This window comes from Herbaspirillum autotrophicum (assembly GCF_001189915.1).
GTDB lineage: Bacteria > Pseudomonadota > Gammaproteobacteria > Burkholderiales > Burkholderiaceae_D > Herbaspirillum > Herbaspirillum autotrophicum.
Window position 1 is genome coordinate 141,659 of sequence record NZ_LFLS01000006.1, and the last position, 12,806, is coordinate 154,464.

A 12,806-nucleotide genomic window follows, 5' to 3' on the forward strand; every position below is an offset into this window, starting at 1 on the left:
ATTTGCATGATTATCTGTATCGGTGCCGGCCCCGGCGATATCGGCTATCTGACCCAGCGTGGCGCCGAATTGATTCGCAACGCCGACGTGGTGGCCGGTTTCGACGCGGTGGTGAACGTGGTGCAAAGCATCATCCCGGCGACGGCGGAAGTGGTGTTGATGAATTATCGCGATCAGGTGGCGCAACTGGATCTGGTGGCGGCTGCGCATCATGCCGGCAAACGCTGCGTGGTGGTGTTCATGGGCGATATTCACTTCAGCGGCTTTCAATATCTGGAGCGGGTCGAGCGCGCCTGCGGTCATCCGGTGGAAACCTTGCCCGGCATTTCCTCGGCGCAGATACTGGCGTCGCGTGCCAAGGTCTGTTTCGACGAAACCACCTTCATCACCTTTCACCGGCGCGGCGACCTGACGCCGTTCAAGCGTCATCTGGTGCATGTGCTCAACGATGGCCGCAATGCCATCGTGATTCCTTGCCCATGGGATGCGGCACGCTCTTTCATGCCGCGTCACATCGCTGCATATTTGCTGGAAAACGGCGTCGCCGCAGATCATCCGACCGAAGTCTGGGAAAATCTGACGCGCGCCGAAGCCGAATGGCATGGCACACTGGCGGCATGCGCCGACAAGGAATTCAGCGACATGAGCATCATGCTGATCCGGACTCCGGCGCCGATGGCCAGCCAGATTGAACCGCCGCCGGAGGTGAAATGACATTGCGTGCAGCAACCGTTGCCGGATTGAGTACCACGACGACATTAGCCGATGAATTGCCGTATGGCATCGTGATCGCCGGCCATGGCAGCCGCGATGCCGATGCCGTACGTGAATTCGAAGCGCTGGTGGAACTGGTGCGGACGCGGGCACCTGGCCATGCGGTCAGCCACGGCTATCTGGAGTTTTCCACTCCGACCATCAGCGCCGCCGTAGAAGCGGCACTGGCGCAAGGCGTGCGACGGCTGGCAGTGGTGCCGGGCGTGCTGCTGGCGGCGCGCCATGCCAAGAATGACATGCCGGCCGAATTGCTGGCACTGGCGCAAGCCCATCCCGATATCGATTTTCATTTTGGCGCGCCGCTCAGTCTGCATCCGCAACTGTTGCAGGCCGCGCAGCAACGGATTCTGGAAGCGGAAGCCGGCTCCGCGCAAACAGTGCGCCGCGATGACACTTGTCTGGTGGTGGTCGGGCGCGGTACCACCGATCCCGATGCCAATGGTGAAGTGGCCAAGCTGGCGCGCATGCTGGAAGAAGGCATGGGTTTCGGCGGTGTGTACGTGTGCTATTCCGGCAGTGCCAAACCGCTCGTGGCAGATGGCTTGCGCGCCGCTGCCTTGCTCGGTTTCAGTCGCATCGTCGTGTTGCCGTTCTTTTTGTTTGACGGCGTGCTGGTGAAACGCATCTATGCCGCTGCTGCCGATCTGCAGCAGCGCGAGCCGGGTCTGGAAGTATTGCAGGCGGGCTATCTCGGCGTGCATCCGGCGGTTGCCGATGTGATGCTGGAACGCGCCCGTGAAGCCGTCGAGGGACGCGCCGACATGAATTGCACCTTGTGCAAGTACCGGGTGCAGATCGTCGGCTTCGAAGAGCAGATCGGCGAGCCGCAGCGTGCGCATCACGCGCCGGTGCGCGGCTTGTTGCAGAAGGAGGCGCAAACCGCAACGGAGACGCCGCTGCCGTTTGCGGCTTATGTACCGCATCCGATCGAAGCCGAAAGTTTCGAGATCATCGCTGCCGGTCGTGACTGGTCCGGTTTTGATCCGGCCCATCTGACCATTCTGCAACGTTTGGTACATACCAGCGGTGACTTTCACGCGGTGGACGACATCTACTTTTCGGCCGGCGCGGTTGATGCCGGCATCCGCGCGCTGTTGCGTTGCAAACGGGTGGTGACCGACGTCACCATGGTGCAGACCGGCCTCAAGCGGGCGCTGGTGGAACAACTGGGAATTGAAACCTGGTGCGGCGTGCATGACCGTGAATCGCATCTGATGTCGCAAACCCTGGGCATTACCCGTTCCGCCGCCGGCATGCGACGGGCCTGGGAAAAATTCGGCAACGATATCGTACTGGCCATCGGCGATGCGCCGACCGCGATTGTCGAAGCCACGCGCCTGATTCGCGATCACGGCTGGCGACCGCAACTGGTGATCGGCTTGCCGGTCGGTTTTGTCGGCACCCGCGAAAGCAAGGATGATCTGCGGCGTTGCCTGCAGGTGCCGCGCATCACCAACAGCGGCACGCGCGGTGGCTCACCGTGGGCCGCCAGCGTGGTCAATGGTTTGATGATTGACGCGGTCAATTTGCTGGCCGCCGGACAGACCGGCGATGGCACGCCTTATGCTGGAACGTGAGCGCGCCGAATTCGATTTGACGGTGCTGGCGCCGAATGGCTTGCGGCGCGGACGCACCACGGGCAGTTGCGCGACGGCGGCGGTCAAGGCCGCGCTGTACATGTTGTTGGGGCAGTTGCGTGTGACCCGGGCTGAAGTCAGTTTGCCGGATGGCCGGCATTATTTGCTGGTGCCGGTGGATGACGTGCAATGGCAGGATCAACAAAGCGTGCGCGCCCAGGTGCTCAAGGATGGCGGTGACGATCCGGACAATACTCATGGCGCCATCATTTTTGCCGAGGTGCGCAAGAATGATGTTGGCAGTCTGCGCTTCTTTGCCGCTGAAGGTGTCGGTACCGCGACCAAACCCGGATTGCGGGTGGCGGTCGGTGAAGCGGCCATCAATCCCGTGCCGCGCCAGATGATGCGGCTGGCGGTGCAGGAAGTGCTGGAAGAGTTGGCGCAAGGCGGTTGCGAAACGCATGCCGGGCAGGGCTTTGATCTTAGTATCGGTTGTGAAAACGGCGCCGTGATTGCGCAAAAGACCTTCAATCCGCGACTCGGCATTGTCGGCGGCATCTCGATTCTGGGGACCTCGGGGATTGTCGAACCGATGTCGATGGCATCCTGGATTGCATCGATTGAAGTGTATATCCGCGTAGCACTGGCGGCCGAGGGCGGCGGCGTGGTCGACAGCGTGGCGTATCTGCCGGGCAAGATCGGACGCGTATTTGCGCGCGACATACTGGGCTTGCCGGAACCGCGCAGCGTGCAAATCGCCAATTTTCTCGGCGATGCGCTGGATTTCACGCAGCAGGCGCTGACCGAACATGGCCGGCGTTTGCCGGTGTTGTGGCTGGCCGGGCATCCGGGCAAACTGGCCAAGGTATTGGATGGCGTGTGGGACACGCATTCCAGCAAGAGCAACATGGCCATGCTCGGGGTAGCGCGGGTAGCTGCCGGGTTGGTGCCGGTGCTGGGATTTGCGCCTGAATTGATTGCCGCCATGCAGCAAGCCAACACGGTGGAGGCGATCATCCTGCTGCTGAAGAATGAAGCCGGTGCGCAAGCATTCTGGCTGGAGATTGAAGACCGTATTGCGGCACTGGCGCAACAGCGCTTGCCGGCGGTGGACCGGGTCGAGGTACGCTTGTTCGATCTGGATGGAAATTTGCTTGGAGCAGGTGCATGACTGAAATGAAACAAGAGGCGACCGCGCCGGCCATGTTGTGGGGCATCGGCGTCGGCCCCGGTCCGGCCGGCTATTTGCCGTTGGCGGCATTGCAAGCCTTGCAACAGGCTGATCTGATTTACGCGCCGCGCGCGCGCGGTGCCGGGCTGTCGGTGGCATTGCAATGTCTGGCCGGGATTGATATCGGCCTCGAACGCAATCCGGGCCGCTTGCGTGAAATCGAATTCAACATGGATCCGGATCGCAGCGTGCTGACCGAACACTATGCGCAACTGGCGCAAGAGATCGCCGCCGAACTGCGCGCCGGCCGCAGTGTGGCATATCTGACCATTGGTGATTCGCTGACTTACTCGACCTACGGTTACGTGCTGGCAGCACTGCGCGATCTGTTGCCGCAGTTTCCGCACCACACCTTTCCCGGCATCACCAGCTATGCCGCGGCAGCTGCCGCACTGGACTGGTCGCTGGGGACCGGAAAAGAGCGTACGCTTATCCTGCCGTGCCCCGAGGACGCCGCTATCTTGCGGCAGGAAATCGAGAGTCATGACATCGTGGTGCTGATGAAAGTCGGGGCCCGCTTGCCGTGGGTATTGGAATTGTTGCAACAAATGGGCATTGCGCAGCATTGCGCTTTTGCGCGGCGCATCGGTCTGGAAGGTGAAGTGCTGGCGAGCGATGTCAGCACCCTCGACACCAGCTGCGCCGCCGCCCCGAGCGGGTATCTGGCGACCATGCTGATCCGCAAGAATGCATTGGAAAAGAGGCATCAATCATGAAGGTATATTTCATCGGCGCCGGTCCCGGCGCTCCCGACCTGATCACCTTGCGCGGCGCCGGGATTCTTGGGCGCGTCAAGATGGTGTTGTACGCCGGTTCGCTGGTGCCGGTAGAAATGTTGCAACATTGCGGCCCGGACACGGAACTGATCGATACCGCGCAACTGGATCTGGAACAGCAGCAAGCGTGTTATCAGCGCGCGCATGCCGCCGATATGGATGTGGCGCGCCTGCATTCGGGCGATCCGGCGATTTACGGTGCGACGGCGGAACAGATGCGGCGTCTGGAAGCACTCGGCATTGCATACGAAGTGGTGCCGGGCGTATCGTCATTCACTGCTGCTGCGGCCGCTGTCAGTGCCGAGCTGACCAAGCCGGAAGTGTCGCAAACGGTGATTCTGACGCGTGTTTCCGGACGGGCATCTGCGGTGCCGGAACTGGAATCGATTGCCTTGCTGGCGGCGCATCATGCCACCATGTGCATCTTCTTGTCGGGACCGCATCTGAAAAAAATCGTTACCGATCTGTTGCTGCACTATCCGCCGACGACGCCGGTGACACTGGTGCATCGCGCCAGCTGGCCGGACCAGCGCAGTTATCAGGGCACGCTTGGCACCATTCTCAAAGAAACCAAACGCGGCGCCTGGAACCTGACCACCATGATGCTGGTCGGTGCCGCGCTGGATAAGGGCCAGCAGGTGGAGTCGAGTTTGTACTCCAAGGATTTCACGCACTTGTTCCGGGTCGTCAAGAAAACCCGCAAAGGCAAGAGTGAAGTGCTCGCAGCGGAGCCGGAGACGGTGACTGCCGAGGCGTCATCATGAGCGCGCCGCAGTCGCCGCTGGGGATCTGGATCGTCAGAGCCGAAGGTGAACGGCTGGCGGGGCGCATGCAGGCGCAACTGGACGGCACCTTGTACCGGCCGTGGCTGAATCAGGGCATACCGCAAAAGCAGCAATTCGCGGCCGCCTATCGTCATCATGCCCAATGGATCATGGTGGGCGCCAGCGGCATTGCGGTCCGCTTTCTGGATGGCTTGCCACAGGATAAATACAGCGATCCGGCACTGGTATTGGTGGATGAGGCGGCACGCTTTGCGGTGGCCTTGCTGGCCGGACATGAAGGTGGTGCCAACCGGCTGGCGTACCGGGTGGCGGCGATCACGGGCGCGGTGCCGGTAGTCACGACGGCCACCGAAGCGCTCAAGCCGCTGGTGCTCGGCATCGGTTGCCGCAAGCTGGCCAGCGCCGGGCAAATCGGTGCAGCAGTGGCACTGGCGCTCGACAAGCTGGGCGGTCGCAGTTTGCAGGAAGTGCGGGAAGTGGCGACCATCGATGTCAAAGCGGACGAACCCGGTTTGCTGGCATTTTGCGCCAGCAACGATTTGCCGTTGCGCATCATCGCGACCGCCACCATTGCCGCCCGCGCCTGGGTCACCAAGCCTTCGGAGTGGGTGATGCAAAACATCGGTGTCGAAGGCGTGTGCGAACCGTGTGCGCTGATTGCCAGTCCGCGCGGCGCGCTGGCATTGCCGAAGATGGCATTCGATGGCGTGACGGTGGCGGTGGTCGAAGATCGCGGCGCACAGGAATGAATCACATAATGAATATGAAAGAACAGTAATGCGTGGTGTATTGAATCTGGTATCGGTAGGGCCGGGCTTCGACGATCTGATTGCGCCCCGGGCCATTGCGGCCTTGCGCGACAGTGAAGTGATCGTGGCTTACGAATTGTATTTGCGCTGGATCGGCGAGCATCTGGCCGGCAAGGAAATTCATACGCCGCCGCTGACGCAGGAACGCGAACGGGCGCTGCTGGCGATTGAGCAGGCGCGCGCCGGCAAACGGGTATCCTTGATTTCGAGCGGCGATATCGGCATTTATGCGATGGCGGCATTGGCGTTCGATGATATGCGCGAGGATGACACTTACGCCGTCAATGTGATTCCCGGTGTGACCTCGGCCAATGCCTGCGCCTCCTTGCTGGGTTCGCCGCTGTCGCACGACTTCGCCACGCTCAGTCTGTCCAATTTGCTGTGTCCGTGGGAGTGGATCGAAAATCGTGCCAGCCACATTGCCCAGGCCGATCTGGCGTGCGTGTTGTACAACGTGCAAAGCGCCGGCCGCCAGGAAGGCGTGTACAAAATCCTGAATATCATGTTGCAGTCGAAGGCACCGCATACCTTGTGCGGCGTGGTGAAAAACGCCTATCGCCCGGGCCAGCAGGTCAGCATTCATCGGCTCGATGAATTGCCGGCACTGCAATTCGACATGCTGACCAGCATCGTGATCGGCAACCGTTTCACCCAGCGCAAGCGCGACTGGATCTTCACGCCGCGTGGTTACAACAACTGGACCAATGAAGCGACGCCGGCGGCATTGCTCGACGACAGTGCGCATCTGCCGCAGGAGGCGGTGTGGGTCTTTGCCGGCACCAGCGACGGTAACGCACTGGCAGCACAACTGGCGGCGCAAGGACATCCGGTAGTGGTATCGACCGCCACCGAGTATGGCGGTGCGGTGGCGCTCAAGGATTGCCCCGGCGTCACGGTCTGGTCCGGCCGGCAGGGGGTGGAAGCGCGCAAGCAAGTCTTGCAGCGCACGCGGGCGCGCGCCATTGTCGATGCGACGCATCCTTATGCGACCCTGATGTCGCAGCAATTGATGGCCTTGTCAGCCAGTCTGGAATTGCCGTATGTACGCTATGAGCGCGCCAGTGCAGTGCAGGCTGACGACCATGCCGGCGATATCTGCAACAGCATGGACGAGGCCGCGCGCCTTGCGATTGCCGGCAGTCAGCGGATTTTTCTGGCAACCGGCTCCAAGGACCTGGCCGGTTTTCTGCATGCACCCGGTGCGGCTGAAAAAATGTGGTTCGTGCGTGTGACGCCGGAACCTGAATTCATCCAGCGCGCGATCGATCTCGGTATCCCGCGCAGCCATATCTGCGCCATGCAGGGGCCGTTTTCACAAGGTTTCAATGAGGCCTTGTGGCGTGACTGGAATATTGATTGCGTGGTGACCAAGGACTCCGGTGTTGCCGGTGGCTATCGGGCCAAGGCTGACGCTGCGCAAGCGCTCGGTATCCGGATGCTGACGGTACGCCGGCCGGTACTCGAATATCCGTTGCAGGCTGCCGACTTTGAACAGGTCAGCCGGCAGGTGCAGGCGTGGATGCCGGCATGCGTGTCAGCACCAATGTCAACATGAACAAGTTGATACCGGTCACCATCGTCACCGGCTTTCTCGGCGCCGGCAAGACCACGCTGTTGCGCAGTCTGGTGGAGCGCCGCCAAACCCGGCGGCTGGCGTTGCTGATCAATGAATTCGGCGCGGTCACTATCGACGGCGACTTGCTGCGTGCGGACGAAGAAGGAAGCAGCGGTCATGTGCGGGTGCACGATTTTCCCTATGGTCTGATTGCCTACGGCGACGATGCGTTGTTTATCCCGACCATGCTGGCGATTGCGGCACGGCGCGCGGAAGTCGATCATGTGTTGATCGAAACTTCGGGGCTGGCGTTGCCGACCGCCGCCATGGAGTTGTTGCAGGGCCCGCAACTGGCACCGCATTTCATTCTCGATGCGACGCTGGCGGTGGTGGATACGCCCTTGTTGCTGTCGGATCGTTTTGCGCGCAGCAGAGATCACAGCGTCGGCACCGATGCGATTGCCGGCATGTTCGAGCAGCAACTGGAATACGCCGACGTCGTCGTGCTCAATAAAATCGACAGCTTGCAGGAAGATGATCTGTTGCAGGCCGAACAGCGCGTGCGCCAGTGCGCGCCGAACGTGCGCTTTCTGGAACTGGCGTATCAGGCGCGACTCGATATCCGGCTGGCGCTCGGCTTGCGGTTGCATCAGCCGACCCTCAACAGCCATCAGCACACCTATACGCCGCTGCCGCGCCTGCCCGGTGCCGACAGCAAGGTGCTGGCCGATCAGCAGCGCCTGAACGGTCACGTTCATTCAGGATTGGGCGCGCACAGTCACGGGCTGGCGACGCACAAGCATTTTCACGAGCAAGACCCGGGCTGGCTGTCATTCACGCTGCGCAGCAAAGAGACACAAGCGGCAGAACAGTTGCGTCTGGCGCTGGTGGAAGCCGCCACCGTCGAGCCGGTATTGCGCACCAAAGGTTTCGTGCACGCGGCCGGTACCGCGCAGGCCATGCTGGTGCAGGGCGTACGCGCCCGCGTCACGATCGACGTTGAGCAACAAGCCGCCAACGATGCCGCGCGGCACCCGCCGGCCGGTTCGGAACTGGTATTCATCGGTTACCACGCCAGCCGCGCCCGGGTGGCCGCCTTATTGTCGGCGCGTACCGGCACGGAATGGAAATAAGCCGTCATGACCCATAACAGGAGCAGCAATGAAAACGGATGAAGAATCGCATAAGCGCATGACCCAGCGTCACAAGGAAGGCTTTGAAAAAAAGAAAGCCGCAGCGCAAAAGGAAAAAGGCTTGCTGATCGTCTATACCGGCACCGGCAAGGGCAAGTCGACCGCGGCGTTCGGCATGGGCATGCGCATTCTCGGGCATGGCATGAAGCTCGGCGTGGTGCAATTCATCAAGGGCGCTTTGCACAGTGCCGAGCGCGAAATCCTGGGTGCTCATGCCAATTGCGATTTCCATGTGGTGGGTGCCGGCTACACCTGGGATACCCAGGACCGCAATGCTGACATGCAAACGGCAGCGACCGGTTGGGCCGAGGCGCTGCGGATGATTGCCGATCCGAGTTACGACATGGTGATTCTGGATGAAATGAATATCGTCCTCAAATACCAGTATCTGGAACTGGAACAAGTGCTGGCAGCATTTGCCGCGCGCCGGGAGATGTTGCATATCGTAGTCACCGGCCGCCATGCACCGGAACAATTGCTGGAGCAAGCCGATCTGGTGACCGAGATGCGACCGCTCAAGCATCCGTACAAGGAACAAGGCATCAAGGCGCAGAAAGGCGTGGAATTCTGATGCGCATGCAAGCGCCAGCGGAGCACGGCAGATGAGCCGGCGCAGTTGTCCGGCGTGGTTCATCAGCGCGCCTGCGTCCAATCACGGCAAGACCACCGTGACCGCAGCGCTGGCGTTGTGGCACCGGCGTCAGGGACGGCATGTGCGGGTATTCAAGTGCGGCCCGGACTTTATCGATCCCACCATTCTGGAACGCGCCAGCGGCCATCCGGTGTATCAGCTCGACTTGTGGCTGGCCGGCGCCGATGCGTGCCGGCAACTGGTGTATGACGCGGCGCAAGAAGCTGATCTGATCCTGATCGAAGGCGTCATGGGCTTGTTCGACGGTACTCCCTGCAGTGCCGATCTGGCGCAGTTGCTGGGGGTGCCGGTGCTGGCGGTAGTCGATGTGGCCGGCATGGCGCAAACGCTGGGCGCGCTGGCCTGCGGGCTGGCGAATTATCGGCCGGGATTGCGCGTTGCCGGCGTGTTGGCAAATGGCGTTGCCAGTGCCCGCCATGAAGAAATGTTGCAGCAGGGGTTGCCGGCCGCAATCGCCTGGCTTGGCAGCTTGCCGCGGCGTCAGCAATTCAGTTTGCCGGAGCGCCATCTGGGATTGGTGCCGGCCGCCGAAGTGGCGGATCTGGATACGCGTCTGGTCGCAGTGGCCGACTTGCTTGGCGCGACCGCGCTGGTTGACTTGCCGCCGCCATGCGATTTCGACCGCGTGACCGGAGCGTCCCCTGCGGTGACCGGAACCGAACTGCGCGGGGTGCGGATTGCCGTGGCCCGCGATGCGGCATTTTCGTTTGCGTATCCGGCCAATCTCGATGTGTTGCGTGGCATGGGGGCGCAACTGTCCTTCTTTTCACCATTGCATGATGCGGCATTGCCGGTCACCGACAGTGTGTACCTGCCGGGTGGTTACCCGGAATTGCATTTGCCCGCATTGCAGGAAAACCATGCCATGCGGCAATCCTTGCGTGACCACGTGGCGGCGGGTAAAACGCTGTACGCGGAATGCGGCGGCCTGCTGTATCTGCTCGACGAACTGACTGACAAGCACGGCCAGTCGGGGCGCATGACAGGCATTCTGCCGGGCCGCGCCAGCATGTCGCCGCGCTTGCAAGGGCTGGGTTATCAAGCGCTGACATGGCGTGACGGCGTATTGCGTTGTCACACCTTTCATCATTCGCTGACGGTCACGCCATTGCCGCCGGTTGCGCATGGCGAACGCCTGTTCAATACCTCGGAAGGCGAACGGGTATGGCAACAAGATGGCGTAACCGCGACTTATCTGCATGCGTATTTCGGATCGGCGCCGTTGGCTGCCGCAGCATTATTTACCGGGAGCAGCCGTCCATGAACCATGCCTACAGCGCTGCCGACATTGCCAGTATCTACAAAGTCATCGGTGAGCGGCGTGATATCCGCCATTTCTTGCCGGATGCACTGGCGCCGGCGTTGATGACGCGGCTGCTGCAGGCGGCGCATCTGGCGCCGAGCGTCGGCTTCATGCAGCCATGGCGATTCTTGCGCATCAGTGATCCGGCCCTGCGCACGGCCATGCATGCGCTGGTGGAGCAGGAACGGATATTGACGGCGCAGGCTTTGCAGCAACGCGAGGATGAATTCATGCGACTCAAGGTCGAAGGTGTGCGCGAATGCGGTGAATTGCTGGTGGCGGCCTTGATGGACCGGCGCGAAGAACATGTGTTCGGGCGCCGCACTTTGCCGCAGATGGATCTGGCCTCGGTCGCCTGCGCGATTCAGAACATGTGGCTGGCGGCACGTGCTGAAGGCATCGGCATGGGTTGGGTCTCGCTGTTCGATGCAGAGGCATTGGCGACCTTGTTGCAGATGCCGCCGGGTGCGCAACCGGTGGCGATCATTTGTCTGGGGCAGGTCAGGGAATTTTATCCGCGTCCGATGCTGGAGCAGGAGGGCTGGGCCGGGCGGCAGGCACTGGACGATCTGGTATTTCAGAATACGTGGGGAAATACGAGGGAGCAGCACGATGCATGAATCGGCATCAGGCATGGATGTGCGTGATGGCAAGCGCACCTTGATTTTCGGCGGTGCGCGTTCGGGCAAGAGCCGGCATGCCGAACAATTGGCCAGCGCCAGCGGCAAGCCGGTGACGTATATCGCCACGGCTGCGGTTGGTGATGAAGAAATGGCGGCGCGGATCGCCTTGCACCGGCAACAACGTCCGGCCACATGGCATACGGTGGAAGAGCAACTGTCGCTCGCTGCCGCGCTGACGGCGCATAGCAGGCCAGACAATCTGGTGCTGGTGGATTGCCTGACGGTCTGGTTATCCAATTTGCTGTTTGCCGGGCAGCATGATTATCCGGAAATCGGCAAGATTGTTGCACCGGCGCTGTTCCTGCAACAGCGTTCCGCATTCTTGCAGGCCTTGCAAGCGGCGCCCGGCGAGGTGATTCTGGTATCCAACGAAGTTGGCATGGGCATCGTGCCGCAAGGTGCAATCTCGCGCTGGTTCGTGGATGAAGCAGGACGCCTGAATCAAGCGGTGGCGGCAATCTGCGACCGGGTGCAATGGGTTGCCGCCGGCTTGCCATTGACGCTCAAGGAACCGCGATGATGCAGGTCATGAGCCTGATGAGCGTGGCCTGGCTGATGTTGGCCGGGGTGCTGCTCGATCTGTTGCTGGGGGAAGCGCGGCGCTGGCATCCGCTGGTCGGATTCGGGCGTTGGGCGAATGCCATCGAGCGCCGCTGCAATCGTGGCCGTGCGCGTTTTTGGCGGGGGCTGGCGGCATGGGCGCTGGCGGTACTGCCACTGACCGCGCTGGCATGGTGGTTGCTGATGCAATTGGCCGCAGTGCAATTCTGGTGTGCCGCAGCGGTGCATGCCTTGCTGCTGTATTTCTGCATCGGCTTGCGCAGTTTGCGCGAGCACGCCTTGCCGATTGCGCAGGCACTGGCGGCGGGCGACTTGCCGGCTGCGCGGCGACTGACGGCACGCATCGTCAGTCGTGACACCGGTGCCGCAGAAGAAACCGATCTGGCCAAGGCCGGCGTGGAGTCATTGCTGGAAAACGGCAACGACGCCGTGTTCGGTACCTTGTTCTGGTTTTTGCTGGCAGGCGGACCGGGTGCCGTGCTGTTTCGTTTGTCGAACACGCTGGATGCCATGTGGGGCTATCGCACCCCGCGTTATCAACAATTCGGTTGCGCCGCAGCGCGCATCGACGATGTCTTGAACTGGCTGCCGGCGCGTCTCACCGCACTGTCCTATGCGGTACTGGGTGACTGGCGTCAGGCCTGGTCTTGCTGGCGTCGTCAGGCGCCGCAATGGAGCAGTCCGAATGCCGGCCCGGTAATGGCGGCCGGCGCCGGGGCCTTGAATCTGGCGCTGGGCGGCGCTGCTACCTATCACGGCGAACTTGAACAACGGCCGCTGCTGGGTGCCGGTGTCGCGCCGCAGGCGGCCGATATCGTGCGCGCCTGGCAATTGGTGATGCGTACCACCGTGCTGTGGCTGGTGGTCACGCTGGTGATCGCCTGGATACTGAAGTCTTAAAGGAAAA

General features: G+C 61.6%; 13 protein-coding genes. All 13 read left to right on the plus strand.

Features of this window, described 5'->3' with window-relative positions:
* Positions 1-6 precede the first annotated feature (6 nt).
* The 13 genes from AKL27_RS06955 to cbiB are packed head-to-tail and all read left to right on the plus strand — an operon-like array spanning position 7 to position 12,799.
* Positions 7-714 (plus strand): cobalt-precorrin-7 (C(5))-methyltransferase, encoded by a 708-nt coding sequence (locus AKL27_RS06955; protein ID WP_050462068.1) that lies wholly within the window; start codon positions 7-9, stop codon positions 712-714.
* Positions 711-2,351 carry a precorrin-8X methylmutase gene (locus AKL27_RS06960; RefSeq protein WP_083438911.1) on the plus strand — a complete coding sequence of 547 codons (1,641 nt, stop codon included), beginning with the start codon at positions 711-713 and terminating at the stop codon, positions 2,349-2,351. The genes AKL27_RS06955 and AKL27_RS06960 overlap by 4 nt, the downstream gene beginning before the upstream one ends.
* On the plus strand, positions 2,338-3,522 hold the full coding sequence (cbiD, locus tag AKL27_RS06965; RefSeq protein WP_050462069.1) for a cobalt-precorrin-5B (C(1))-methyltransferase CbiD: 1,185 nt from the start codon (positions 2,338-2,340) through the stop codon (positions 3,520-3,522). The genes AKL27_RS06960 and cbiD overlap by 14 nt, the downstream gene beginning before the upstream one ends.
* Positions 3,519-4,298, plus strand: coding sequence for a precorrin-2 C(20)-methyltransferase (gene cobI / locus AKL27_RS06970; protein ID WP_408609758.1), 780 nt, complete (start codon positions 3,519-3,521; stop codon positions 4,296-4,298). The genes cbiD and cobI overlap by 4 nt, the downstream gene beginning before the upstream one ends.
* Positions 4,295-5,122: a precorrin-4 C(11)-methyltransferase gene (gene cobM, locus AKL27_RS06975; protein WP_050462070.1), complete on the plus strand. Its 828-nt coding sequence runs from the start codon at positions 4,295-4,297 to the stop codon at positions 5,120-5,122. Before cobI ends, cobM begins: the two co-directional genes overlap by 4 nt.
* Positions 5,119-5,892 carry a cobalamin biosynthesis protein gene (locus tag AKL27_RS06980; RefSeq protein ID WP_050462071.1) on the plus strand — a complete coding sequence of 258 codons (774 nt, stop codon included), beginning with the start codon at positions 5,119-5,121 and terminating at the stop codon, positions 5,890-5,892. The genes cobM and AKL27_RS06980 overlap by 4 nt, the downstream gene beginning before the upstream one ends.
* 28 nt (positions 5,893-5,920) lie before the next feature.
* Positions 5,921-7,507 carry a precorrin-3B C(17)-methyltransferase gene (gene cobJ, locus AKL27_RS06985; protein WP_050462072.1) on the plus strand — a complete coding sequence of 529 codons (1,587 nt, stop codon included), beginning with the start codon at positions 5,921-5,923 and terminating at the stop codon, positions 7,505-7,507.
* A complete protein-coding gene (locus tag AKL27_RS06990; protein WP_050462133.1) occupies positions 7,504-8,640 on the plus strand; it encodes a CobW family GTP-binding protein in 1,137 nt (378 codons plus the stop codon). Before cobJ ends, AKL27_RS06990 begins: the two co-directional genes overlap by 4 nt.
* A gap of 28 nt (positions 8,641-8,668) precedes the next feature.
* Positions 8,669-9,271 carry a cob(I)yrinic acid a,c-diamide adenosyltransferase gene (gene cobO / locus AKL27_RS06995; protein WP_050462073.1) on the plus strand — a complete coding sequence of 201 codons (603 nt, stop codon included), beginning with the start codon at positions 8,669-8,671 and terminating at the stop codon, positions 9,269-9,271.
* 31 nt (positions 9,272-9,302) lie between these two features.
* A complete protein-coding gene (locus AKL27_RS07000) occupies positions 9,303-10,616 on the plus strand; it encodes a cobyrinate a,c-diamide synthase (RefSeq protein ID WP_050462074.1) in 1,314 nt (437 codons plus the stop codon).
* Complete coding sequence (gene bluB, locus AKL27_RS07005; protein WP_050462075.1) at positions 10,613-11,275, plus strand: 5,6-dimethylbenzimidazole synthase; 663 nt, start codon at positions 10,613-10,615, stop codon at positions 11,273-11,275. Before AKL27_RS07000 ends, bluB begins: the two co-directional genes overlap by 4 nt.
* Entirely contained in the window at positions 11,268-11,858 is a 591-nt protein-coding gene (gene cobU / locus AKL27_RS07010) for a bifunctional adenosylcobinamide kinase/adenosylcobinamide-phosphate guanylyltransferase (protein ID WP_232310922.1), read from the plus strand. The genes bluB and cobU overlap by 8 nt, the downstream gene beginning before the upstream one ends.
* Entirely contained in the window at positions 11,855-12,799 is a 945-nt protein-coding gene (cbiB, locus tag AKL27_RS07015; protein WP_050462076.1) for an adenosylcobinamide-phosphate synthase CbiB, read from the plus strand. Before cobU ends, cbiB begins: the two co-directional genes overlap by 4 nt.
* The last annotated feature ends 7 nt before the right edge of the window (positions 12,800-12,806 follow it).